21 protein-coding genes are annotated in these 23,991 nt (G+C 68.6%); 18 read left to right on the top strand and 3 right to left on the bottom strand.

Features of this window, described 5'->3' with window-relative positions; all coding sequences use genetic code 11:
* Positions 1-36 precede the first annotated feature (36 nt).
* The 9 genes from VG502_RS14890 (at position 37) to gcvT (ending at position 13,225) form a co-directional block, all read left to right on the top strand.
* Positions 37-1,740: an ABC transporter substrate-binding protein gene (locus VG502_RS14890; RefSeq protein WP_325550858.1), complete on the top strand. Its 1,704-nt coding sequence runs from the start codon at positions 37-39 to the stop codon at positions 1,738-1,740.
* Between the two features lie 27 nt (positions 1,741-1,767).
* Positions 1,768-2,757: an ABC transporter permease gene (locus tag VG502_RS14885; protein ID WP_325550857.1), complete on the top strand. Its 990-nt coding sequence runs from the start codon at positions 1,768-1,770 to the stop codon at positions 2,755-2,757.
* 15 nt (positions 2,758-2,772) lie between these two features.
* Complete coding sequence (locus VG502_RS14880; RefSeq protein ID WP_325550856.1) at positions 2,773-3,930, top strand: ABC transporter permease; 1,158 nt, start codon at positions 2,773-2,775, stop codon at positions 3,928-3,930.
* The gene (locus tag VG502_RS14875; RefSeq protein ID WP_325550855.1) at positions 3,927-4,814 is read left to right on the top strand and encodes an ABC transporter ATP-binding protein; all 888 of its coding nucleotides are present in this window, start codon (positions 3,927-3,929) and stop codon (positions 4,812-4,814) included. Before VG502_RS14880 ends, VG502_RS14875 begins: the two co-directional genes overlap by 4 nt.
* Complete coding sequence (locus VG502_RS14870) at positions 4,811-5,728, top strand: ABC transporter ATP-binding protein (RefSeq protein WP_325550854.1); 918 nt, start codon at positions 4,811-4,813, stop codon at positions 5,726-5,728. The genes VG502_RS14875 and VG502_RS14870 overlap by 4 nt, the downstream gene beginning before the upstream one ends.
* A complete protein-coding gene (locus VG502_RS14865) occupies positions 5,725-8,262 on the top strand; it encodes a glycoside hydrolase family 2 protein (protein ID WP_325550853.1) in 2,538 nt (845 codons plus the stop codon). Before VG502_RS14870 ends, VG502_RS14865 begins: the two co-directional genes overlap by 4 nt.
* On the top strand, positions 8,259-9,536 hold the full coding sequence (locus tag VG502_RS14860) for an AGE family epimerase/isomerase (protein ID WP_325550852.1): 1,278 nt from the start codon (positions 8,259-8,261) through the stop codon (positions 9,534-9,536). The genes VG502_RS14865 and VG502_RS14860 overlap by 4 nt, the downstream gene beginning before the upstream one ends.
* Positions 9,533-12,031 carry a glycosyl hydrolase gene (locus VG502_RS14855; protein ID WP_325550851.1) on the top strand — a complete coding sequence of 833 codons (2,499 nt, stop codon included), beginning with the start codon at positions 9,533-9,535 and terminating at the stop codon, positions 12,029-12,031. Before VG502_RS14860 ends, VG502_RS14855 begins: the two co-directional genes overlap by 4 nt.
* A gap of 90 nt (positions 12,032-12,121) precedes the next feature.
* A complete protein-coding gene (gcvT, locus tag VG502_RS14850) occupies positions 12,122-13,225 on the top strand; it encodes a glycine cleavage system aminomethyltransferase GcvT (RefSeq protein WP_325550850.1) in 1,104 nt (367 codons plus the stop codon).
* 109 nt (positions 13,226-13,334) lie between these two features.
* Here the strand turns inward: gcvT and VG502_RS14845 are convergent, their stop codons facing one another.
* Positions 13,335-14,006: a response regulator transcription factor gene (locus VG502_RS14845; protein ID WP_325550849.1), complete on the bottom strand. Its 672-nt coding sequence runs from the start codon at positions 14,004-14,006 to the stop codon at positions 13,335-13,337.
* A complete protein-coding gene (locus VG502_RS14840; protein ID WP_325550848.1) occupies positions 13,993-15,189 on the bottom strand; it encodes a sensor histidine kinase in 1,197 nt (398 codons plus the stop codon). The genes VG502_RS14845 and VG502_RS14840 overlap by 14 nt, the downstream gene beginning before the upstream one ends.
* 133 nt (positions 15,190-15,322) lie before the next feature.
* On the opposite strand from VG502_RS14840, the gene VG502_RS14835 reads away from it, so the two are divergent.
* The 3 genes from VG502_RS14835 to VG502_RS14825 all read left to right on the top strand — a co-directional run bounded on the left by VG502_RS14835 (position 15,323) and on the right by VG502_RS14825 (position 17,365).
* Entirely contained in the window at positions 15,323-16,222 is a 900-nt protein-coding gene (locus tag VG502_RS14835) for an ABC transporter ATP-binding protein (RefSeq protein WP_325550847.1), read from the top strand.
* Complete coding sequence (locus tag VG502_RS14830) at positions 16,219-17,028, top strand: ABC-2 transporter permease (RefSeq protein ID WP_325550846.1); 810 nt, start codon at positions 16,219-16,221, stop codon at positions 17,026-17,028. Before VG502_RS14835 ends, VG502_RS14830 begins: the two co-directional genes overlap by 4 nt.
* Positions 17,029-17,149: 121 nt before the next feature.
* Positions 17,150-17,365 carry a hypothetical protein gene (locus VG502_RS14825; protein ID WP_325550845.1) on the top strand — a complete coding sequence of 72 codons (216 nt, stop codon included), beginning with the start codon at positions 17,150-17,152 and terminating at the stop codon, positions 17,363-17,365.
* Positions 17,366-17,396: 31 nt separating this feature from the next.
* Here the strand turns inward: VG502_RS14825 and VG502_RS14820 are convergent, their stop codons facing one another.
* The gene (locus tag VG502_RS14820) at positions 17,397-17,963 is read right to left on the bottom strand and encodes a DUF3043 domain-containing protein (RefSeq protein WP_325550844.1); all 567 of its coding nucleotides are present in this window, start codon (positions 17,961-17,963) and stop codon (positions 17,397-17,399) included.
* Positions 17,964-18,047: 84 nt separating this feature from the next.
* Here VG502_RS14820 and VG502_RS14815 point away from each other — a divergent pair, with 84 nt between their 5' ends.
* From VG502_RS14815 to erpA, 6 genes are all read left to right on the top strand, one after another.
* Positions 18,048-19,406, top strand: coding sequence for a dipeptidase (locus tag VG502_RS14815; protein WP_325550843.1), 1,359 nt, complete (start codon positions 18,048-18,050; stop codon positions 19,404-19,406).
* 28 nt (positions 19,407-19,434) lie between these two features.
* Complete coding sequence (locus tag VG502_RS14810) at positions 19,435-20,466, top strand: glutathione S-transferase family protein (RefSeq protein WP_325550842.1); 1,032 nt, start codon at positions 19,435-19,437, stop codon at positions 20,464-20,466.
* A 72-nt stretch (positions 20,467-20,538) separates the two neighbouring features.
* Positions 20,539-21,495 carry a nucleoside hydrolase gene (locus VG502_RS14805; RefSeq protein WP_325550841.1) on the top strand — a complete coding sequence of 319 codons (957 nt, stop codon included), beginning with the start codon at positions 20,539-20,541 and terminating at the stop codon, positions 21,493-21,495.
* Between the two features lie 48 nt (positions 21,496-21,543).
* Positions 21,544-22,239, top strand: a complete 696-nt coding sequence (locus tag VG502_RS14800) for a M50 family metallopeptidase (RefSeq protein WP_325550840.1) — start codon at positions 21,544-21,546, stop codon at positions 22,237-22,239.
* A 49-nt stretch (positions 22,240-22,288) separates the two neighbouring features.
* Positions 22,289-23,323, top strand: a complete 1,035-nt coding sequence (locus VG502_RS14795) for a glycerate kinase (protein ID WP_325550839.1) — start codon at positions 22,289-22,291, stop codon at positions 23,321-23,323.
* Between the two features lie 98 nt (positions 23,324-23,421).
* Positions 23,422-23,784, top strand: coding sequence for an iron-sulfur cluster insertion protein ErpA (erpA, locus tag VG502_RS14790; RefSeq protein ID WP_325550838.1), 363 nt, complete (start codon positions 23,422-23,424; stop codon positions 23,782-23,784).
* Positions 23,785-23,991 lie beyond the last annotated feature (207 nt).

Genomic DNA, 23,991 nt, shown 5'->3' with positions numbered 1-23,991 from the left:
GAGGCCGCCGCCCCTCTCATGAAAAGGACCACTCAGATGCCGAACAACCCTCGATCTCCCCAGATTCGCCGCCGTCGCGGGCTGCTCGCCCTCGGTGCCGGTGCGGCGGCATGCACGCTGCTCGTCACCGGATGCAGCGGCTCCGGCGGCACCGGTTCCCCTTCCGGTCATGCCTCGACGCTCGTCGCGTACACCGGACAGTCCGGCGACTACCAGATCAACTTCAACCCGTACTCGCCCTCCAGCATCGGGGGCGTCGGCACCATCTACGAGCCGCTGTTCTTCTACAACAAGGCGAAGGCCAGCAAGCCGGTGCCGCTCCTGGCCACCAAGCAGTCCTGGAACAAGTCGGGCACCCGGCTCGCGGTGACGTTGCGCAGCGGGGTGAAGTGGAGCGACGGCAAAGCGTTCACCGCCGACGACGTCGTCTTCACCTTCAACCTGCTCAAGCGGAACCCGTCGATCAACGCGATCGGTTTCAAGGGCTCGGTCCGCAAGGTGGACGCCACACACGTCGTCTTCAGCTTCGCCGAGCCGGCGTTCGTGAAGGGCCCCGACATCCTGAGCTCGGTCATCGTGCCGAAGCACTTGTGGGCGAGCATCAACCCCACGAAGGACGTCGTGGCCAAGCCCGTCGGCACCGGCGCCTATCTGCTCAAGTCCTTCAAGCCCCAGGCCTTCACGTTCGCAGCGAACCCGCACTACTGGGGAGGCGCACCCAAGGTGCAGCAGATCCGCTGGATGGCGCTGTCCGGCAACCAAGCGGGCGCGGACGGGATCGCCGGCGGCACGATCGACTGGAACACCGGTCCCATCCCGAACGTGCAGAAGACCCACCAGCAGTTCCCGAACTACGACGCGTTCACCCAGTGGCAGAGCCAAATGGTGCTCGCTGCGTGTTCCAGCGCGGCACAGGGGTGCACCGGCCCGCAGACCGATCCGGCGGTTCGGCACGCGCTCTACTACGCGATCGACCGCACGCAGTTGAACAAGCTCGCATTCATGGGTACGGCGGGAAAGATCTCGCCCAGCTTCGCGCTGACGCCGAGTCAGGACAAGTACGTCTCCGACGCGGTCGACGAGAAGCTCGCGCCGTCCACCGCCAAGGGTGACAAAGCGGCGCAGATCCTGCGGGCCGACGGCTGGACGAAGGGTGCTGACGGGATCTATCAGAAGAACGGCCGGCGCCTGTCGCTGACGATCCAGGTCGTCACCGGCTGGACCGACTACATCACCGCAATCAACACCATCACCTCGCAGGCCAAGGCCGCAGGCATCGAGATCAGGGCGGAGCAGTCCTCCTGGAACGAGTGGACGGACAAGAAGGTCAACGGCAAGTTCCAGTTGGTCATCGACTCGCTCTACCAGGGACCGACATCAGACCCGTACTACCTCTACAACTACTTCTTCGACTCGTCGTCCGGGGCCAAGGTGGGCAAGCCCGCCGGCAACAACTACGTGCGGTACGCCAACCCGAAGGTCGACGCTGCGATCAACTCGCTCAGTCGTATGCCGTTGGGTGACAGCCCGGCCAGAACACGAGAGTTCGCCACGATCCAGAAGGCGATCGTCGCCGACATGCCCTACATACCGGTGCTCACCGGCGGGACGACCAGCGAATGGAACACCGCGAAGTTCACCGGGTGGCCCTCCGAACAGAACCTGTATGCGTTCCCGGCGGTGTGGTCGCGTCTCGACAGCGCACAGGTCTTCAAGCACCTGCAGCCGAAGAACGGCTGACCCGCGGAGACGCCGGGAGAGATCACCATGAACTACTTCGTCCGCAAGCTCGCGTTCTACCTCGTGGCCCTATGGGCGGCGCTGACGATCAACTTCGCGATTCCACGCCTGTTGCCCGGAAACCCGGTCGACATACTGCTCGCCAAGCTCCAGCAACGGGGCGGGACGATCACGCCCGAGACCCGCAAGGCCTATGCACTGCTGCTCGGGGGTGACGACTCGCAGTCGATCGTGACCCAGTACTTCCAGTACTTGAACAACATCGCCCACGGCGACCTCGGGGTCTCCGTCAGCTACTACCCGGCGAAGGTGACCGACGTGATCGGTGCGTCGCTGCCCTGGACCGTGGTTCTGGTCGGTGTCGCCACCGTCATGGCGGCGACCCTCGGAGTCGCGATGGGCGCCTTCGTGGGCTGGAAGCCGGGCACGTGGCTGGACTCGTTGGTGCCGGCCACATCGCTGCTGGCAGCGGTTCCATATTTCTGGCTGGCGCTCATCCTGGCGTACCTGCTGTCACGTGTTCTCGGCTGGCTACCGTTCCAGGGCGGTTACGACGCGGCCTTCGACCCCGGCTGGAACGGTGCGTTCATCGGTTCGGCGATCTCGCACGCGATCCTTCCGGCGCTCACGATCGTGCTTGCCTCGGTCGGCGGCTGGCTGCTCGGCATGCGCAACATGATGGTGTCGACCCTGTCCGAGGACTACGTCCTGACGGCGGAGGCGAAGGGCCTGGCCCCCCGACGGATCATGCGGTCCTACGCGGCGCGCAACGCGGCGCTGCCCTCGATCGCAGGGTTCGCGATCTCGCTCGGTTTCGTGGTCTCCGGCTCCGTCATCACCGAGCAGGTCTTCTCCTACCCGGGAATCGGCAGCCGTCTGCTGAACGCCGTGACCAACAACGACTACGCGCTCATGCAAGGGGTCTTCCTCTTCATCACGCTCGCCGTCCTCGGCGCGAATCTCGTGGTGGACCTGCTGTATGGCGTCATCGACCCGCGCACGCGGGCACGGTCCTGAGAGGTGAGCACTCGAATGAGCACTATGAACCCCGGCGACGGCGCTGCGATGGCAGCGGCAGCCGACCAGTTGCCCGCCGAGGCAGGCCCGCATCCGGTCACCGAGAAACGGCGCAGCTCGCTGCTTCCGACGATGACACCGTGGTTGGCGTTGGGTATGACGCTCGTCGGCTCGATCGCGCTGTTCGGCATACTCGGGCCGTTCCTGGTCGGCGATCCCGACCAGATCCGCGACATGGGCCTCCGCGCACCGTCCGGCAGTTTCCTGCTCGGCACCACCAACACCGGCCAGGACGTCCTCGCCCAGCTCGCCTACGCCACCCGGGGATCGTTGGAGATCGGCGTCCTCGTCGGAATCCTCGCCACGGTGCTCTCGGCGTTCTTCGGGATCTACGGCGCCTACCGGGGCGGCTTCATCGACGAAGTGTTCTCGCTGCTGTCGAACGTCTTCCTGGTCATCCCGGGCCTGCCCCTGGTGATCGTGATCTCGGGCTTCGTGCCGCAGTCGAGTCGTGGCCTGTGGACCATCGCCGTCGTTCTCGCCGTGACCAGCTGGGCGGCATCGGCGCGCGTACTGCGCGCCCAGACCCTGTCGGTGCGCCACCGCGACTACGTGGCGGCCGCGCAGACCTCCGGTGAGAAGCCCTGGCGGGTGATCGTCGTGGAGATCCTGCCGAACCTGCTGCCGGTGCTGGCGTCGCAGTTCGTCTTCGCCGTGATCGCGGCCATCCTGGGCGAGGCAGGGCTGTCGTTCATCGGTCTCGGCGCCTCGAACTCCGCGACGCTCGGCACGATGCTGTACTACGCGCAGAACGGTTTCGCGCTCTCCCTCGGCGCCTGGTGGTGGTTCGTCCCGCCCGGCCTCATCATCGCGCTGTTCGGGATGGGCATGTCGCTGATCAACTTCTCGATCGACGAGATCATCAACCCCCGGCTGAAGAACCTTCGCCGGCACCGCAAGCTCGCCAAGCGCGCCGCGAGGCTGGAGCGCCGCCGGGCCGGCAGCTGCGACTCCCCGGGCCCCGAGACATCCGGCACGTCGAACGGCCGCGTCGAATCCGCCCGAGACGACGCACCCGACGACGCACCCGACGACGCACCCGACATCGCACTCGACGACGCACACAACACCGCACTCGACACCGACGTGGACGCCAAGGAGGAGGTCCGATGAGTCAGCAGGCACACCCCGACAGCGGATCCGCCGTACTCACCGTGGAGGACCTCAGCGTGCTCTACGAGGTGGAACAGCCGGTGGCCGCGGTCCAGAACGTCAACCTCACCCTGCACCGCGGTGAGATCCTCGGCCTTGCCGGCGAATCCGGCTGTGGCAAAACAACTTTGGCGTATGCCATCAACCGGCTGCACCGCCCGCCGGCGCGGATCTCGTCAGGCCGGGTCACCTTCCACGATCGATCGGGTGACGACATCGACATCCTCGCGTTGCGGGAGTCGCAGTTGCGAGTGTTCCGCTGGGACAAGATGTCGATGGTGTTCCAGGGCGCCATGAACGCCCTCAACCCGGTGACGACGGTGCAGGCACAGCTGAAGGACACCCTGCGCACCCACCGCCCCGGCATGTCCCGTGCGCAGATCCGGCAGCGTTCGCAGGAGGTGCTCGAGCGGGTCGGCGTCGACCCGCGCCGGCTCGGCTCCTACCCGCACGAGCTGTCCGGCGGTATGCGGCAACGAGTGATGATCGCCATGGCGATGCTGCTCGAGCCGCAGATCATGATCATGGACGAGCCGACGACCGCGCTCGACGTCGTCGTCCAACGGGAGATCCTCCAGGAGATCGTCCGGCTCCGCGATGAACTCGGCTTCGCGGTCGTGTTCATCACGCACGACCTGCCGCTGCTGCTGGAGATCAGCGATCGCATCGCGGTCATGCTTGCTGGAGAGATCGTCGAACTCGACTCCGCCGAGCACCTTTATCAGCACGCACAGCACCCGTACACGCGCAAGCTGCTCGGATCCTTTCCGAGTCTGTCGGGCGAGCGTGGTGCCTTCATCCGTACCGGCGTCGAGACGGTGCCGTCCGTCAAGGAGTACTCATGACCACGCTGCACGTGACCGATCTGGTCAAGGACTACACGGTTCGCTCCGGCGTACGACGCACTCGGATGCGTGCGGTCGACCATGTCAGTTTCGAACTGCTGCCCGGGCGGACCGTCGCCCTGGTGGGTGAGTCCGGATCGGGCAAGTCGACCATCGCCAAGATCCTGACGAGGATGGAAACACCGACCGCAGGAACGGTGGATGTGCGGCTCGCCGACCGCACACCGGTGGTCGGTTCGATGTATCGCCGGCAGGTCCAGATGGTCTTCCAGGATCCGTTCGCGTCATTGAACCCGTTCCACACCATCGAGCACCACATCGCCCGACCGTTGCGGATCCACGGGCGCACACGAGGTGCGGCGCAGACGCGTGAGCGGGTGCTGCAGATGCTGGAGCGGGTCAATCTGACACCGGCCGAGCAGATGGCCCCTCGACGACCGCACGAACTGTCGGGGGGACAGCGGCAGCGGGTCGCCATCGCTCGCGCCCTCGCGCCCGACGCGAAGGTCCTGATCGCCGACGAGCCGGTCTCGATGCTCGACGTCTCCATCCGCCTGGGCGTCCTGAACCTGCTCGGCCGACTGCAGCGCGAGGACCAGCTCGCGGTGCTCTACATCACCCACGACCTGGCGACCGCACGGCATTTCTCCGACGAGATCGTCGTGCTCTACCGCGGGCGGGTCGTGGAGCGCGGGCCGTCGGATGCCGTGATCCTCGACCCGCACCACGACTACACCAGATTGCTCGCACAGGCCGCGCCCGACCCAGAGCGGCTGGGGCGGGTGGATTCCGGACAGACGATCGATCGCACCCTCATCGACAACTCGAGGTGCTTCAACCACTTCTCGGGTCAGTGGGAACGGGCCGGAATGCCCACCCAGGACCGAGCTTCCCAGGAGAGGACCAGCGCATGACCCACGTCCCCAACACGTTCCGGCCGCTGCACGACGGCTGGACCGTCACAGCCGTGGACCCCGGGTCAGTCCCGGCGGGCCTGCTCGACGATGCCCCCGTCCCGGCGATGGTTCCCGGAGAGATCCATGTCGATCTGTACCGAGCCCGCATCATCGACGACCCGTTCGACGGCGACAACGAGGCCGCCCAGCAATGGATCGGCGACACCTCCTGGCGTTACGAGACGACCTTCCAGTGGGAACCGGGGTCAACGGATCGACACGATCTGGTGGCGCTGGGCCTCGACACCCTTGCCACGGTGGAGCTCAACGGCCGGGTGCTCGGCGAGACCGAGAACATGCACCGCTCCTACCGGTTCGATGCCCGTGGCGCGCTGCGACCGGGGGAGAACACCCTGAGCGTGACCTTCGCGCCGCCGGTGCCCGCGTCGCAGGCCCGTGCGGAGCAGTTCGGCGCCCTGCCGCGCGTCAACCACCACGAGTACAACCAGCTGCGCAAGATGGCGTGCAGCTTCGGCTGGGACTGGGGTATCGACGTCGCCGGCGCCGGCATCTGGCGACCGATCGGCCTCGACTCGTGGTCGGGTGTCCGCGTGGCCGCCGTCCGTCCGCTGGTCGGGGTCGATGACGGTGACGGCGTGCTGAGCGTCCACGTGGACATCGAGCGGGACGGGACGACGACCGCCGCCGTGCCGGTGGAGGTCGTCGTCTCCGCGCCGGACGGTCAGCCGGCCGTGCGCGCGACGGGCACCGTGCCCGCGGGCCGGACCTCGGTCGTCATCGAGACTCGGGTGCCTCAGGCGCGACTCTGGTGGCCAGTCGGCCACGGCGATCAGCCGTTGTATGGCGTCGAGGTTCGCGCCGGCGAGGCCGCTTGGTCCGGCCGGGTCGGTTTCCGCACCGTCGACGTCGACACGAGTCCGGACGAGGGCGGCGCCGGCTTCACCCTTCGCGTGAACGGCGAACCCGTGCTGGTCCGTGGCGTCAACTGGATACCCGACCACGCCTTCCTGACCGAGATCGATCGGCAGCGGTACCGCGCTCGCCTCGACGATGCGCTGGAGGCCAACTGCAACCTGGTCCGTGTCTGGGGCGGCGGCATCTACGAATCCGACGACTTCTACGACCTGGCCGACGAGCGCGGCCTGCTGGTCTGGCAGGACTTCGCGTTCGCCTGTGCGGCATACAGCGAGGAAGCCGCCATGCGCGCGGAGATCGAGGCCGAGGCCCGGGAGAACATCACCCGATTGACACCGCACCCGTCCCTGGTGGTGTGGAACGGCAACAACGAGAACACCTGGGGCTCGGTCGACTGGGGCTGGCAGCAGCAGCTCGCCGGTCGCGGCTGGGGTGACTGGTACTACCGCACCCTGCTGCCGACCCTGCTGGCAGAGCTCGACCCGACCCGCTTCTACTCGCCCGCGAGCCCGTACTCGTTCGGGGACTACCGCCACCCCAACGACGAGCGGTACGGCACCATGCACATCTGGGACGTGTGGAATCGCGTCGACTACACCGTCTACCGCGACTACCGGTCGCGGTTCGTCTCCGAGTTCGGCTTCCAGGCACCGCCGGCCTGGTCCACGCTGGCCCGGGTCGTGCACGACGAGCCGCTCACGCCGTTCGGCCCGCAGATGCTCGTCCACCAGAAGGCCAACCTCGGCAACCAGAAGCTCGAGCGGGGCTGGCAGGGCCACCTGCCGGACCCCGCCACGATCGAGGACTGGCACTGGACCACGCAGCTCAACCAGGCCCAGGCGGTCCGCTTCGGCGTGGAGCACTTCCGTTCCCTGACCCCGCACAACACGGGCACGATCCTGTGGCAACTCAACGACAACTGGCCGGTCGTGTCCTGGGCGGCGGTTGATTTCGACGGTCATCGCAAGCCGTTGTGGCACGCGTTGCGGGCGTCATACGCACCACGGCTGGCGACGTTCCAGCCCCGCCCCTCCGAGGCGGCGATCGCCGCCGCGTGGGAGGGTGCCGAACCCGAGGCGGATCGGACGGCGCTTGTCCTGGTCAACGACACGGCCGAGCCGTTCGCGGGCAGTTTCACGCTGACCCGGCGTACCTTCGCCGGTGAGGTGCTCGCGGAAACCTCGATGCCGGTCTCGATCCCGGCACGGGGAACGGCGAGCGTCCTCCTCCCCGAGGAGATCGCAAACTTCACCGATCCCGCGGCCGAGGTCGTCGTCGCCACCACGGGGGACGCCGCCGGTTTCGCTCCCGCCTTCTGGAACGCTGCCGAGGTGGTGGCCCAGTCCCTGGACCCCAAGCCGGTCACGGCACAGGCTGTGCGGCGCGCCGGGGGTTACGCGGTCACGATCACCGCGACGTCCTACGTGCGGGACCTGTTCTGCCATGTCGACAGGGTCGACCCCGAGGCGCGGGTCGACCGCGGCATGGTGACGCTCCTCCCGGGAGAGAGCGTCACCTTCGATGTGACGTCGGCCGTCGACGTCGACCCCAGCGAGTTCGCCGATACGGTCCGCAGCGCCAACGACCTGCTGATGTATGCGGGGGAGAAGCGGTGACCCCGTGGACCGAACAGGCCACGCATCGATCGTGGCTGGAGCAGGAGAGCTTGCGGCTCCTCGCATTCGGGCGGCGAGCCCACCTGCCCGAGGGCGGCACCGCCTACCTCGACGAGTTCGGGCAGCCCGATTCCCGCCAGGGCGTCCGCACGTGGATCACCAGCCGGACGGTGCACGTCCACTCGCTCGGCGTCCTGCTGGGGATCCCCGGGAGTGCACCGGTGGCCGACGCTGCGCTGGCAGGCCTCACCGGACCGTTGCGCGACACCACCGATGGCGGTTGGTTCCACGGTCTCGACCCGGCCGGCAAGCCGCTGGTCGACGCCGGAAAGCGTTGCTACGACCACGCTTTCGTGCTCCTGGCCGCGTCGAGCGCACTGCTCGCCGAGCGGCCCGGCGCCGACGGTCTGCTCGCGGAGGCCACGGCCGTCTACTCCGAACGGTTCTGGGATGAGGAGGCCGGGCTGCCTCGCGACTCCTGGGACCGCGCGTTCAGCAGGCCGGAGGACTACCGCGGGCTCAATGCCACCATGCATTCGGTCGAGGCCGCCCTGGCGGTCGCCGATGCACTGGAGGCACACGCGGGTGGCCGCACCGACGACAGCGCTGTATGGCGGGCTCGGGCGAGCCGGATGGCCGGCTTCGCCGTCGAACTCGCGGCGAAGTACGACGGGCGGCTGCCCGAGCACTTCGATGCCCGGTGGAGCGCCGACCTCGACCTCAACCGGGACACACCGCGCGACGCCTTCAAACCGTTCGGGGCGACACCGGGGCACGGACTGGAGTGGTCGCGACTGCTGCTCCAGCTGGAGGCCGCCACGGAGCCGTCCCCGGAGCTGGTCGACACCGCGGTGCTGCTCTTCGACCGTGCCGTCGCGGACGCCTGGGCAGTGGACGGAGCCGACGGCTTCGTCTACACCACGGACTGGGAGGGCAGGCCCGTCGTCCGTGAACGGATGCACTGGGTGGTCGCCGAGGCGATCGCTGCCGCCGCCGCATTGCACACGCGCACCGGGCAGGACCGCTACGCCAGGTGGTATGCCACCTGGTGGGACTGCGCCGAGCGCCACCTGCTGGACCGGGCCGGCGGGTCCTGGTGGCACGAGCTGGACATTGCCAACCGGCCGGCCCGGACCGTCTGGTCCGGCAAGCCGGATCTCTATCACGCCCTGCAGTGCACGCTCAGCCCGCGGCTGCCCCTCGCGCCCACCGTTGCGCGGGCGCTCCGCGACGATCTGCTCGCTGCACCGTCCCGACAGGAAGGTCAGCGATGACCACCACCACTGCTCGGAGCCGCCGACGGCTGCGCGCATCGCTCATCCTGGTGCTGAGCCTCTGCCTGGCGACGTTGGTGCCGGCGGGTGCCCGGGCCGCTGCGCGGGCCGACATGCGGTCCTCGGTCGGGCAGGCCGCGGCGGCTGCGGGCGCGCCGGTCGATCTGGCCGACCCGGACGCCACGCCGGCCACCCGCAGCGTGTTCGCTTACCTGCGCGATATCGGCGGCAAGGGAACTCTCTTCGGGCACCAGGAGGATCTGCTGTCCGGCGAGTCCTTCACGCAGCCCGACGGGACCTCCTCGGACGTTCGCGCGGCGACCGGCGACTACCCGGCCGTGATCGGCTTCGACACGCTCGAGCGGACCGGGATGTCCGCCGACCAGCGACAGCAGAAGGCGGCCGAGCTCGCCACCGACATACAGCATGCGCACGACGTCGGCGCCATCAGCACGATGACCGTTCACATGGAGAACCTCGTCACCGGCAACGACTTCTATGACACGTCGGGCGATGCGCTGCGTGCGGTCCTGCCCGGCGGGTCGCACCACGCAGCCCTGGTCGCCTACCTGGATCGGATCGCCTACACCGCTCAGCACGCGATCGCCCCGGACGGCACACCGATACCGATCATCTTCCGGCCGTGGCACGAGAACGCGGGGTCCTGGTTCTGGTGGGGCGCGGCCTTCGGAACGCCGGGGGAATACCGCGAGCTCTACCGCTTCACCGTCGAGTACCTGCGCGATGTGAAGGGCGTGCACAACTTCCTCTACGCCTTCTCGCCCGGTGGCGGCTTCGGCGGCGACACCGCACGCTACTTGCGCACCTACCCCGGTGACGACTTCGTCGACGTGCTCGGCGTGGACAGCTACGACGACAGCGGCGCCTCGTCGTCCTACCTGTCCGGTATGACGGCAGACCTCGGCATGATCGCCGACCAGGCGGCCCAGCGGGGCAAGATCTGCGCATTCACCGAGTTCGGGCTGAACGGCGGCGTGCGCCCGGACGGACAGAACAAGGACGTCACCTGGTACACCGACGTCCTGAACGCGATCAAGGCCGACCCGTCCGCGGCCCGGATCTCCTACCTGCTGACCTGGGCGAACTACGGCGGATCGACGACGCCGTACACCCCGGTCGACGGCGAGATGCTGCCCGACTTCCGGGCGTTCCACGATGACCCGTTCACCGTGTTCGCCACCGATCTGCACGGTGTCTACGACACATCGACGACAGCGGTGCCCGCGCGACCCACCGCCCACCTCGCGAGCCCGGCCGACGGTGCCCGGGTCGCCGACGGGCCGGAGACGATCCGTGCCTCGGTCACCGGCGTCGACGCCGAACGGGTCTACGTCTCGGTCGACGGGTCGGACCAGACCATCGAGCTCAGCCCACCGGCACCCGGCCAGTTGTGGTGGACCGGCACGTGGGACATCCCGGCCGACGAGCTCGACAACTCCTCGCGCGGACTCACCCTGCACGTGATCTCCGGCGGGAAGGAAGTCATGGCGGTGCCGAGCACGGTGTTGCTCGGGCCACGTCCGCGGCCGGTTCCCGGCGTGGTCGACGACTTCGAGAGCTACGGCGACGACGCGGCGCTGCGCACCGAATACGTCCCCTACAACGCGAACACGATCTCGTTGTCGAGGGCGAGCGACGGCGGTCCGGTCGGCTCCGGCCAGAAGGCGCTGCGTTTCTCCTACTCCTTCGCCCACCAGTCGTACACCGGGATCGGTAAGCAACTGGGCACGGACTGGTCGAAGTTCTCCGCCTTCCGGTTGTGGGTCGACCCGGACGCCTCCCACAACAAGCTGGTCCTGCAACTCGTGGCCGGTGGAGTCGCGTACGAGGCGTATCCGTCGCTGGCGGGCGACACGCCATACGCGCTGACCATCCCGTTCGCCGACTGGCGGCCCGCACCCTGGGACACCGCACATGCCGGGCGCCGGCTGACAGCCGCCGATCTGGCCGACGTCACCCAGTTCAACATCTATGTGAACGCCGCTGACGACGGCTCCGGGGCCGGTTCGGGTTCGATCGTCCTGGATGATCTGCACGCCATTTCATGGCCGCCGGTCTACCGCGACGTGGCACCGGACCGCCCGCAGTACAACGCGATCCAGTGGCTGCACTCCGTCGACGACCTCGGCGACGCCCAGCACCGGTATCACCCGGACCGCGCGACGTCTCGCGGCGAATGGGCCGCCGTGCTGCGCGCCTACGATCCGCACGCTCGGGTCGGTGACCCCGATCACCCTCAGGCGGCGATGCTGCGGCTCGATGCCGCCCGGTCGCTGTGGAAGCTGGCCGGCTCGCCGGCCACCCGGGTGACGACGAGGTATGACGACGTGCCCGCCGACGACGCGGAGGCCGTCGCCTGGGTCGTGCGCAATGCGGTGATACCTGCTGACGGCGCGACGAGTTTCGGCGCCGGGGAGGAGGTGACCCGCGCCGACCTCGCGGCATACGTGTACTCCTACGATCAGCTGCCGTAGCCAGCCCGGGCCGCGACTCGGCGGGCCGCGCTACTCCAGGGTTGGACTCCGGCGACGATACGCCCTCAGCAGCGCGCTACGGTGCGTCGCATGACCGCGGAACAGAAGACGTCCCCCTTGCACGATCGCCATGTCGCACTCGGTGCCAAGCTGGCCGATTTCGGTGGCTGGCAGATGCCGATCGAATATCCCGGCGGCGGGGTCCTGCGTGAGCACACCGCGGTGCGGGAGCGGGTCGGCATCTTCGATGTGTCCCATTTGGGCAAGGCGCTGGTGCGTGGCGATGGTGCGGCGGACTTCGTGAACCGCTGCTTCACGAACGACCTGCGCAAGGTCGCCCCGCCGAAGGCGCAGTACACGATGTGCCTCGACGATGCGACCGCCGGCGTGGTCGACGACCTCATCCAGTACCTCAAGTCCGACGACGAGGTGTTCCTCGTGCCAAATGCGGCCAACACCGCCGAGGTGGTGCGTCGGATGCAGGAGAAGGCGCCGGCGGGCCTCGAAATCACCGACCAGCACATGGAATTCGGCATCATCGCCGTGCAGGGTCCGAAGGCCCCGGAGGTCGTCGAGGCACTCGGGCTGCCGACCGACCTGGACTACATGTCGTTCGGTGTCGCGCAGTGGGAGGGCCGCGAGGTCATCGTGCTGCGCTCGGGTTACACCGGTGAGAAGGGCTTCGAGCTCGTCCCGCGCTGGGACGACACACCGGCGTTGTGGGACGCGCTCGTCGAGGCGATGAAGCCGTATGACGGACTGCCATGCGGCCTCGGCGCGCGCGACACCCTGCGCACCGAGATGGGCTACCCGCTGCACGGCAACGAGCTGTCGATGGAGATCACCCCGAACATGGCGCGCGCCGGCTGGGCGGTCGGCCGCACCAAGGACGCGTTCTGGGGCAAGGAAGCTCTCGCTGCCCAGAAGGAGGCCGGTGGCTACCGGCTGACCTGGGGCCTGAAGGCCACCGGCCGGGGCATCCCGCGCGCGCACTGCGACGTCAAGAACGCCGACGGCACCGTGATCGGCGAGGTCACCTCCGGCACCATGTCACCGACCCTGAAGGTCGGCATCGCGATCGCGCTGATGGACCGCGGCACCAAGGAGGGCGACGAGGTCGTCATCGACGTGCGCGGCCGGGAACTGCCGGCAGTTGTGGTGAAGCCGCCGTTCGTGCAGACCGAGGTCGACTGATCCTTTTCGCCCGACTCCTCGCGCCCGGAGCCAGGCACGCGTCACTTCGTTCCCGCGTGCCTGGCTCCGGGGCGGTCGTCGTCGTGCGGGCGTTCGCCTGCCGGGCGTCTCAGTCCTGGCGGGCGTCGTGCACGAGGATCGCGACCTGCACGCGGTTGTCCGCGTCGAGCTTGGTGAGCACCCGTGACACGTGCGCCTTCACGGTCGGCACGCTCATGTAGAGCCGGCGCGCGATGTCGGCGTTCGATAGGCCGTGGCCCACGAGTTCGGCGACCTCCAGCTCGCGCTGGGTCAGCGCGGCCAGCCGGTCGCGCGCTGCGGCATACCCGCTCGGTGGCGCTCCGGTGACCTTCTCGACCAGCTGACGGGTGACGCTCGGCGACAGGATGGGATCGCCCGCGACGACTGCGCGCACCGCATCCACGAGTCGTTCCGGTGGGGTGTCCTTGAGCAGGAAACCGCTTGCTCCGGCGCGCAGCGCCTGCACGATCAGATCGTCGGAATCAAAGGTGGTCAGCACGATCACCTGCGGTGAATCACCTTGCGCGACAATAGTTCTCGTCGCTTCGATGCCGTCGGTGCCGGGCATCCGGATGTCCATCAGGATGACGTCGGGTCGCTGTGTGCGAGCCGCCTGGACGCCGGCCGCTCCGTCCGCGGGGTCGTCGGGCAGGACCTCGATGTCGGGGGCACCGCGCAGGATCAACCGCAGGCCGGCGCGCACGAGGGCGTCGTCATCGACCAGCAGGACCCGGATCGGCGGGGCGTCAGGAGTCGTCACGGGGCCACGGTAGTCGCGCGCGGACAACGAAATCGCCGGCCCGGTCACGTCCCGACCTCAGTTCCCCGCCGACGAGTTCCGCTCGCTCGGTCGCACCGACCAGGCCCAGACCGGAGTCGGGCAGCTCGCTCCCGCCCGGGGCGACGTCCGGCATGCCGTTGCGCATGGTCAGCCGAAGGTCATCCTCCTCGTGCGCGAGAACGATCGACATCGGCTTGCCGGGCGCGTGCTTGCGGCGGTTGGTCAGGCCCTCCTGGACGATGCGGTAGGCGTTGCGGGACGTCAGCTCGGTGAGCCCGGTCAGGTCGCCGGGAACGCTGAGTTCAATTGGCCCATCAGTCGATTCGAGCGCCGCGACCAGTGCCGGCAGGTCGCCCAGAGTGGGTTGTGGCGCGTCCGGGCGCAGCGGTGCCGCCGTCGGGTCGCGCAGCACGCCGAGAACCTCGCGCAACTCGGTGAGGGCTGCGTGCGCGTTGTCCCGGATGATCGCCGTCGACTCGTGCAACTCCTCCTGCGACAGGTCGGTGCGGTAGGCGAGAGCGCCGGAATGCATTGCCACCACTGAGATCCGGTGCGCCAGCACGTCGTGCATCTCGCGCGCGATGCGGGCGCGTTCGGCGACCTTGGCCTGCTCGACCCGCAGGTGCTGGCGGTCCTCGGCGACCGCGAGCTGGGTGCGCAGGTTCGCGACGAGGAGCCGCCGCGCTCCGATGGCCCAGCCGATCGCCACACACAGCGCGACGGCGAGCACGCCGATGACGGTGGTCGTGATCCACTCGCCGACGCCGTCGTCCTGTTGACCGGGGAAGAACAGCTCGAAGAAATAACCGGCGACCAGCGCCTCGGCGCAGCACAACAGGGTCGGTCGCCACCGGCGGTGGGTCGCCAACGAGATGAGCGCCAGGCAGGAGGCGGCCGCGGAGACGACGGAGAAGGCGGACAGCGCGGTCAGCACCACGCATACGCCGAACGGCCACCGGCGGCGCCACAGCAGCAGCACCAGCGCGCCGGCACCGATCGCGACGTCGAACGCGATCCAGCTCCCCGGATCGTGGTAGCCCCGGACATCGTCGCCGATCTGCGCAGCCAGCAGCAGGCCGCCGAGAGCGACGGCCGCGAGCTCACGCCATACCTCACCCCAGACGTGGCGACGGCGGCTGATGCCGGGCAGGGCGAGGGTCACGACCGCCAGCGTAAGGGGCCGGGTGGCTGCTGCAGCAGAGCCATGAGACTCGCGAACGCCATACCAAAGTAGGAGGCGGGTTCAGTCCTGCGGCCGATGTGGGCGGACCGTGCTCCCCGGCAGGGTTGTCACCATGATCGAAGTCGAAAACCTCACTCGCCGCTACGGACCGTATGTCGCGGTCGACGACGTGTCGTTCCAGGTGCGCCCCGGGACCGTGACCGGATTCCTCGGACCCAACGGCGCCGGGAAGTCGACGTGCATGCGGATGATCTGCGGTCTGACGCCGCCCAGCGCGGGTGTCGCCACGGTGCTCGGCAGGCCGTATGCCGCACTGGGCAACCCGGGCCGGCAGGTGGGCGTCCTGCTCGACGCGTCGGCGCAGCACAACGGCCGCACCGGCCGCGAGATCCTGACGCTCGGCGCGATCATGATGGGCCTGGACCGCACCCGGGTCGACGAGATGCTGGAGCTGGTCGGTCTGACACCGGCGGAGTCGCGGCGTCGGTTGCGCAACTATTCGCTCGGCATGCGCCAGCGCCTGGGCATCGCGCACGCGCTGCTGGGGGACCCGCGCGTGCTGATCCTGGACGAGCCGGCCAACGGGCTCGACCCGGCCGGCATCCGCTGGATGCGCAGTCTGTTGCGTGGCTTCGCCGACGAGGGCGGCACCGTGCTGCTGTCCTCCCACCTGCTGCACGAGATCGAGGTCGTCGCAGATCATCTCGTGGTCATCGGGCGGGGAAAGATCGTCGCCGACGGGACGAAGGCGGAGCTGATGTCCGCCGCCGGCACCACCGTCCGCAGCGACGACGACGCACGCCTGGCAACCGCCTTGGAGGTCGGCGGTTTCCAGGCGGCGCCGGTGAACGGCGGCGGCATCCACACCGATGCCGAGCCGCGCGTGGTGGGCCGGCTCGCGCTGCAGCAGGAGGTCATCCTGACCGAGTTGCGCGCGGCCGGGTCCGCCGGGCTGGAGGAGATGTTCCTGCAGCTCACCGCCGACGACGCCAGGGAGGGAGTGGCCGCATGAGTACCGCTACATCCATCAAGGAGAAGGACGTTCAGATGCCGTCGCGGTTGGACGGTGCCGACTCCGGCATACCGTTCACTCGACTGATCTCGCTCGAGCTGCGCAAGCTGACCGACACTCGTGCCGGTCGCGTGCTGGTGCTGGTGGTCGCCGCCCTCGTTATCGCGATCGGACTCATCGGGGTGTTCAGCGGGAAGGCCGATCAGGACAAGGACCTGACCGACTTCCTGGCACTCGCCTCCCTGCCGCTGCAGATGGTGTTGCCGCTGCTCGGTGTGCTGGCGGTGACGTCGGAGTGGTCCCAGCGGACCGGTCTGGTCACCTTCACCCTCGAGCCGCGCCGGGCGCGCGTCGCCTACGCCAAGTGGACGGCCGCGCTCGTCCTGGGCGTCGCGGGTGTGGTGCTCGCGCTGGTCTCCGCTGTCGCATTCACCGCCCTGGCCGGTGCGCTGCGTGGCGGGGACCCCTCGTGGAGCCTCGGCTGGCAGGTGCTGCTCGGTGTCGTCGTCGGCCAGTTGCTCTACATGTCGATCGGGGTCGCCTTCGGCATGCTGATCCAGAACACACCCGGCGCGATCGTCGCGTTCCTGATCCTGCCGACGCTCTGGTCGATCCTGGGCAGCTTCTCCTGGTCGGAGTCGGTGGCCAAGTGGGCGGACACCAACCGCACGCTGTCCCCGCTGTATGACGGATCGATGCATGCCGACGACTGGCCGAAGCTGTTCGTGTCGCTCGTGATCTGGCTCGCACTGCCGATGATCGTCGGCATCTGGCGGATGACGCACAGCGAGGTGAAGTCCGCTTAACGAATCCACCCGGTTTGGTCACCGGGTCCGCGAAACCCACTGCACCCTTCGGGGGAGTGCAGTGGGTTCTTCGCGTGATGAGGCCGTGACGGTGTCACCGATGGTGGCTAGGGTTCCGCACATGAGCGATGGCTGGCACTGGACCTACGAGGACGCGCGCGGTGCCGCGATGAGCGGTGCGCAGTTGGTGACGACGCGTTTCCCGACACAGAGTGACGCCGAGAGCTGGCTCGGGGAGCAGTGGCGGTCGCTCTTCGCCGCTGGTGTCGCCGCGGTGACGTTGCATCACGACGATGCCGCGGTCTACGGCCCGATGGTGCTTTCCGACGGAGGCTGACCCCATCGAAGTGCGGTCGTCCCGGAGAGCCTCAGATCTTGTCGCCGCGCTTGACCCGGGGTCCGGGGCGGCGGCCGGCGCGCAGCTGGAACGCCCGCATCACGGCGTATGACGCGGTGCCCCGCGGCGGCTCGGTGTGGAAGCGCTCGCGGATCTCGGCCTTGATCCGGCGCACCATGAGCGTGGCGTCGATGATGCCGAGGAGGACCACCAGCCAGACCAGGAAGAACGCCGACATCTGCAGCGTGCGGTTGGGCAGGATCGTCAGCACCAGCACGATCAGCATCAGCGGCAGCAGGATCTCGCCGAAGTTGCGGCGTGAGTCGACGTAGTCGCGGATGAAGCCCTTGACCGGTCCCTTGTCGCGCGGCGGCAGCGCCTTCTCGTCGCCGCGGGCGAAGGCCTCACGCTGCTCGATGCGCGCCTTGCGGGCGTCCTCGCGCGACTCGCGCTTGGCGGCCTTGCGGTCCACCGGCACGAGAGGCTTCCGACGGGCGGCCTCGCGCTCCTTGCGGGTCGGGGTCGGCCGTCCCTTCTTGGGGGTCTGTCCAGCGGCCGACACCTCCGCGGTGGACTCGTGGGTCGACTGGGAGGTCAACGCCTCAGCGGAAGAATCGGACTCTGTCAGGGTCTTGTTGCGGCCGAACACGCTGTCCAGTGTACGGGGCGCTAGCGTGGCCGCGTGACCGACAACACTCCACAGGACCAGTCCAGTCTCAGCGCCACCGTGCAGGGGCTGATGCCCGCCATACGTGCCGACCTCGAGGCACTGACGCGGATCCCGAGCGTGTCGCTCGATTCCTTCGACCAGTCCCACGTCGACGAAAGTGCGGAGGCCGTCGCGCAGCTGCTGCGTGACGAGGGACTGGAGGTCGAGATCGTGCGTGAGGGGGGCCGGCCCGCGGTGATCGGCCGGCTGGCGGCACCGGACGGTGCGCCGACGATCACCCTCTATGCGCACCACGACGTGCAGCCGCCCGGTGAGGACAAGGATTGGCACAGCGCGCCGTTCGAGCCGACCGAGCGTGACGGCCGGCTCTACGGTCGCGGAGCTGCCGACGACAAGGCCGGTGTGATGGCCCACATCGCGGCCCTGCGGGCACACAACGGTCACCCGCCATGTGGCGTCAATGTGTTCGTCGAGGGCGAGGAAGAAGTCGGATCCGATTCGCTCGCAACGATTCTGGAGCGTCACGGCGACAAGCTCGCAGCCGATGCGATCGTGCTGGCCGACTCGTCCAACTGGAAGATCGGCGTGCCCGCACTCACGACCTCGCTGCGCGGCATGATCCGGGTGGTCGTCTCGGTGCGCACGCTCGACCACAGCGTGCACTCGGGAATGTATGGCGGACCCGTCCCGGACGCGCTCACGGCGCTGATCCGGCTGCTCGCGTCCCTGCACGACGAGAAGGGCGACGTCGCTGTCGCCGGTCTGGTGAGTGGTGACGCCGCGGACCTGGACTTCGACGAGGCCCGACTGCGCGAGGAGAGCGGGCTGCTGGACGGTGTGCAGGTCATGGGCACCGGTCCGTTCCTGTCCCAACTGTGGACCCGCCCCGCGATCACCACCATCGGCATCGACGCTCCGGCTGTCGATGTCGCCTCCAACACGCTCGTGCCGAGCGCCCGCGCGAAGGTCTCCATGCGCATCGCGCCGTCGGAGAACCCGCGGGCGGCATACGACCTGCTGCGCAAGCACCTGGCCGACAACGCGCCCTGGGGTGCGCAGGTCGAGATCACCCTCGACGACGAGGGCGCCGGCTTCGACGCCGATGCCGACGGCCCGATCTACACCGCCGCCCGCTCCTCGTTCCGGGACGCCTGGGACGGCACCGAGCCGGTGGACATCGGCGTCGGCGGGTCGATCCCGTTCGTGGCGGCGTTCGCCGAGAAGTTCCCCGACGCGGCGATCCTGGTCACCGGTGTCGAGGATCCCGACACACGTGCGCACGGCGCCAACGAGAGCCTGCACCTGGGCGAGTTCGAGCGCGTCTGCCTCGCGGAGGCGCTGCTGCTGGCGAGGCTCGCCGAGGCTAAGTAGTCCGGTCGGCGGAGGGTAACGTCGACACATGGCACAGGGCAGCTACGTCGAACCCACATTCGAGCGCGATACGCGGTACATCAACGACCGCATCACCCGGGACAGCGAGGAGTGGCCGGTCGAACCCGGACGCTACCGACTGGTCGCGGCACGAGCCTGTCCGTGGGCCAGCCGGGCGATCATGATGCGCCGGCTGCTCGGCCTGGAGGACGCGATCTCGCTCGGGCTGTGCGGTCCGACGCACGACTCGGACAGCTGGACCTTCGACCTCGATGAGGGCGGGCTGGATCCGGTGCTGCGCATCCCGCGGCTGAAGGACGCCTACGACAAGCGCTTCCCCGGCTACCCGCGGGGCATCACGGTGCCGGCGGTCGTGGACGTGCCGACCGGAGGCGTCGTCACCAACGACTTCGCCCAGATGACACTGGATTTCGTCACCGAGTGGACGCAGTTCCACCGCGAGGGCGCGCCGGACCTGTGGCCGGTCGACCTGCGCGACGAGATGGCGCCGGTGATGAAACGCATCTACACGGAGGTCAACAACGGCGTCTACCGATGCGGCTTCGCCGGCACGCAGGAGGCGTATGATGCGGCATACGAGCGGCTCTTCACCGCGCTCGACTGGCTGGAGGAGCGGCTGTCGTCGCAGCGCTACCTGATGGGGGAGCACCTGACGGTCGCCGACATCCGGCTCTTCACCACGCTGGTGCGCTTCGACCCCGTGTACCACGGGCACTTCAAGTGCAACCGGTCCAAGCTGACCGAGTTGCCGACCCTGTGGGCCTACGCCCGGGACCTGTTCCAGACGCCGGGCTTCGGCGACACCGTCGACTTCGTGCAGATCAAGCGGCACTACTACGAGGTGCATCGCGACGTGAACCCGACCGGCATCGTCCCGCTCGGCCCCGACCTTTCCGGTTGGCGGACGGCGCACGGCCGTGAGTCGCTGGGTGGTTCACCGTTCGGCGACGGCACCGCGCCCGGTGACATCGCGCCGGCCGAGCGGGTCCCGCAGGCGAACAACCCGGCCGTCGGTCCGGATGGTCAGCTGCTGCGCTGACGTCGTACGCGCAGCTCACCGGTAGCGGTGAGGGACGAGCCGTATATCGAACTGCCGCGCTACGGTCGAGAGATGCAGAAGACTCCGGTCATCATGGACGTCGACACCGGCGTCGACGACGCGTGCGCCCTGCTGCTCGCAGCACTCGATCCCACCGTGGACCTGCGAGCGGTGACGTGCGTCGGCGGCAACACCGATGTCGATCAGGTCACCCGAAACACACTGGCAGTGCTGGAGATTGCCGGTCGTGAAGATGTCGTGGTCGCTCGCGGCGCCCAGCGTCCGCTCATCGAGCGGGCGGTGCATGCGCGCCACGTGCACGGCGACGACGGGATGGGCGACCTGGGCTGGGTGCACACGCAGCGCGACCCGGACCCGCGCCATGCGGTGGAGTTGTTGCGAGACGTCCTGGGCGCTGCCACCGAACCGATCACCCTGGTGCCGACCGCGCCGATGACCAATATCGCGCTGCTGGCACGTACCTATCCGGAGGCGTTGCGCGGTCTGGGGCGGATCGTCTTCATGGGTGGCGCGGCCCAGCGCGGCAATGCCACAGCCTCGGCGGAGTTCAACGTCTTCCACGACCCCGAGGCGACGGCGATCGTCCTGGACGTGGCGGCCGAGCGCGGCATACCGGTGACGATGTACGGACTGGATGTCTTCTACGACCCGACGGTCACCCGCGCCCAGGCGAAAGAACTGATCGCGTCCGGCGGCGACACGGCACGCCTTGCCGGAGAGCTGATCGAATTCCAGTGTGAACGCTTCGGATCCGAGCAAGCGACGATCGGTGACGCCGGAGCAGTGTGCGCGGTCATCGACCCGGATGGCATCGGCACGACGGCGCTGCCGGTGCGGGTGGAGCTCACCGGCACCTGGTCGCGTGGGCGGACGATCGTGGACGTCCGCGACTGGAGCGGCGACCTGGCCCACGATCCGCACGGTCGCGCCGATGCCATGGTCGACGTCGCGCTCGAGGTCGACGCACGCCGGTACGCCGACCTCTGGCTGAGCACCGTCGACCCCTGAGCATCCTGGCGCCGGAACGGATCCCGACGGCCGGGCGTTGCGGCCGGTGTGGGTGACTGGTGGGAGCGCGCGACCGCGACGACGCCGGCGCCGGACCAGCGCGTCACGGTGCTGCTGGCGCTGCTCGCCGTGCTGTGCATCGCCTGGGCTCCCGTATGGCGAATGACACGACACCTCGTCACGGTGGTGCACGAGGGCGCACACGGCGTCGTCGCGCTGCTCGTCGGTCGGCGTCTTTCCGGCATACGACTGCATTCGGACAGTTCCGGGCTGACGGTTTCCCGGGGGCGGCCCGCAGGTGCCGGCATGGTGCTGACCCTGCTCGCCGGATATGTCGGGCCGTCCCTGCTCGGACTGCTGGTCGGCGTCGGCGTGCACACGGGGCATGCCATCGCGACCCTCTGGCTCCTGCTGATCGCGCTGGTGTTGCTGCTGCTGCAGATTCGCAACCTCTACGGGTTGTGGGTCGTGCTGGTCAGCGGCGTGGTGCTCTTCGCCGTCACCCGGTGGCTCGACCCCACGGCGCAGACCGGAGTGGCGCAGCTGATCGGCTCGTTCCTGCTGCTCGCGGGTCCTTGGTCATTGGTCGACCTACAGCGGAGCCGACGGGCCGGTATGGCGCGGCACTCCGATCCCGATCAGCTCGGGCGGATCACTCGCGTTCCAGGTGGCGCTTGGTGGACGCTGATGCTGCTGCTGTCGATCGGCTGCCTGGTCGGGGGAGCGCGACTACTGCTTCGTTGAACGCGAAGTACCGCAGTCACAATGGTGCGGTGAAAGAGATGAGCCGGTAGTGCATGTTCTGATCTGCGGTGACCACTGGGAGGAACTCTCCGCCGTCGACATCACGGCCGCGATCGCGCAGGGCTGGAGCGCGCGGCAACCACACACCGAGGTGACGGCCCTGCCGTTCTCCTCCGGTGGTAGGGGTTTCGTCGACGCCTTGTCACACGCTCTGGATGCGGATCCGCAGACACCGCAGACCGATTGGTCGCTGTGGCAGCACGGGGTCGCATACCTGGACGGAGCGGCACTCACCCGGGACGGGGACTCCGCGCCGCTCGGTTCCGCACTCGCAAATGCAGTCACGGACGGTGCTCGGCGGATCGTGGTCGGCGTCGGCGAGTCGGGTGGCGTCGACGGCGGTGCGGGCCTGTTGCGTGCTCTCGGTGGCAGCGACGACCTCGCCGTTGCGGTGCCGCGAGCGAACGAGATCCTGCGGACCGTGCAGGTCGTTGCGGCATACCGCGAGGACATGGCGCTGGTCGGCCTCAAGGGAGCGTCGGCGTCCGCGGTCGAGACGCTGGGCTGGACCAGGCAGGAGGCGCAGGACAACGAGCGGCGGATCGGCGAATTCGCTGACCAGGTGCGCCGGCTGCTGCCCACGCGCAAGGACCTGTTGACCGGCAAGGTTCACCGGCTCGACAGCGATGCGGGCAGCGGTGCCGGCGGGGGAGTCGGTTTCGCGTTGGCCGCCCTGGGCGCGCGACTGGTGCCGGGCGCCGACGTCTTCGCCGAGGCGGTCGGTCTGCAACGTCACATCGCGAACGCCGACCTCGTCGTCGTCGCGACGGAGGTTCTCGACTGGCGCAACCTCGATGACGACACCGTGGCGACCACCGTCCGAGCCGCCGCTGCCGATGCGACACCGGCCATCGTGCTGGCCGAACACGTCGACCTCGGACGCCGCGAAACGATGTCGCTGGGCGCGTCCGCGGCATACTCGCTGGTCGACCCGCACGCCATGCGCCGCCGCGTCGACCCCGACAAGCGGGCGGCGCTCGCGGCACTGGCACGCCGACTGGCGGGGACCTGGTCGGCAAGCTGATGAGAAGGTCGTACGCTGGACGGGAACAAGAACGGGAAGCACTGTGTTGTCGCAGCTGATCACCACCCGTTCGACCGCAACGAGAAGGACTTGATGCAATGAGCGTCGACACCAACGCTTCCTCGACCACCGAGACCCACAACGTCGCCGTCACCGACGTCGCCGCATCGAAGGTCAAGAGCCTGCTCGAACAAGAGGGCCGCGACGACCTGCGACTGCGCGTGGGCGTGCAGCCCGGCGGCTGCTCCGGCCTGATCTACCAGCTCTACTTCGACGAGCGCACCCTCGACGGTGACCTGGTCCGCGACTTCGACGGTGTCGAGGTCGTCGTCGACCGTATGAGCGCCCCCTACCTGGACGGCGCCACGATCGACTTCGCCGACACCATCGAGAAGCAGGGCTTCACGATCGACAACCCGAACGCCGGCAGCTCCTGCGCCTGCGGCGACAGCTTCAGCTGAGCCAGCCCCACGCCGAGCCCCCGAGCGGCCCCGCCACCACTGGTGGCGGGGCCGCTCGCACATGCGTACCCTCCAGGTGACCCGGCTGCGGCGAGTGCCGCGGTGGACCGTGCGCCCGTCCGGGCAGGTAGGTTCTTCCCGTGCAGATCGCCATCACGGGCTCCATCGCCACCGACCACCTCATGACCTTCAAGGGCAAGTTCGCCG

Source organism: Flexivirga sp. (genome assembly GCF_035551235.1).
Taxonomy (GTDB): Bacteria; Actinomycetota; Actinomycetes; order Actinomycetales; family Dermatophilaceae; genus Flexivirga.
Note: the sequence above shows the minus strand (reverse complement) of the source record. Positions and strands in the feature narration are given on the sequence as shown.

Bases quoted from the DNA above. Each gene is read 5' to 3' on its own strand.
- VG502_RS14875 (WP_325550855.1), top strand. From the start codon at position 3,927: ATGAGTCAGCAGGCACACCCCGACAGCGGATCCGCCGTACTCACCGTG.
- VG502_RS14890 (WP_325550858.1), top strand. From the start codon at position 37: ATGCCGAACAACCCTCGATCTCCCCAGATTCGCCGCCGTCGCGGGCTG.
- VG502_RS14825 (WP_325550845.1), top strand. From the start codon at position 17,150: ATGAGCGATGGCTGGCACTGGACCTACGAGGACGCGCGCGGTGCCGCG.
- gcvT (WP_325550850.1), top strand. From the start codon at position 12,122: ATGACCGCGGAACAGAAGACGTCCCCCTTGCACGATCGCCATGTCGCA.
- erpA (WP_325550838.1), top strand. From the start codon at position 23,422: ATGAGCGTCGACACCAACGCTTCCTCGACCACCGAGACCCACAACGTC.
- VG502_RS14855 (WP_325550851.1), top strand. From the start codon at position 9,533: ATGACCACCACCACTGCTCGGAGCCGCCGACGGCTGCGCGCATCGCTC.
- VG502_RS14885 (WP_325550857.1), top strand. From the start codon at position 1,768: ATGAACTACTTCGTCCGCAAGCTCGCGTTCTACCTCGTGGCCCTATGG.
- VG502_RS14830 (WP_325550846.1), top strand. From the start codon at position 16,219: ATGAGTACCGCTACATCCATCAAGGAGAAGGACGTTCAGATGCCGTCG.
- VG502_RS14805 (WP_325550841.1), top strand. From the start codon at position 20,539: ATGCAGAAGACTCCGGTCATCATGGACGTCGACACCGGCGTCGACGAC.
- VG502_RS14835 (WP_325550847.1), top strand. From the start codon at position 15,323: ATGATCGAAGTCGAAAACCTCACTCGCCGCTACGGACCGTATGTCGCG.
- VG502_RS14880 (WP_325550856.1), top strand. From the start codon at position 2,773: ATGAGCACTATGAACCCCGGCGACGGCGCTGCGATGGCAGCGGCAGCC.
- VG502_RS14870 (WP_325550854.1), top strand. From the start codon at position 4,811: ATGACCACGCTGCACGTGACCGATCTGGTCAAGGACTACACGGTTCGC.
- VG502_RS14810 (WP_325550842.1), top strand. From the start codon at position 19,435: ATGGCACAGGGCAGCTACGTCGAACCCACATTCGAGCGCGATACGCGG.
- VG502_RS14865 (WP_325550853.1), top strand. From the start codon at position 5,725: ATGACCCACGTCCCCAACACGTTCCGGCCGCTGCACGACGGCTGGACC.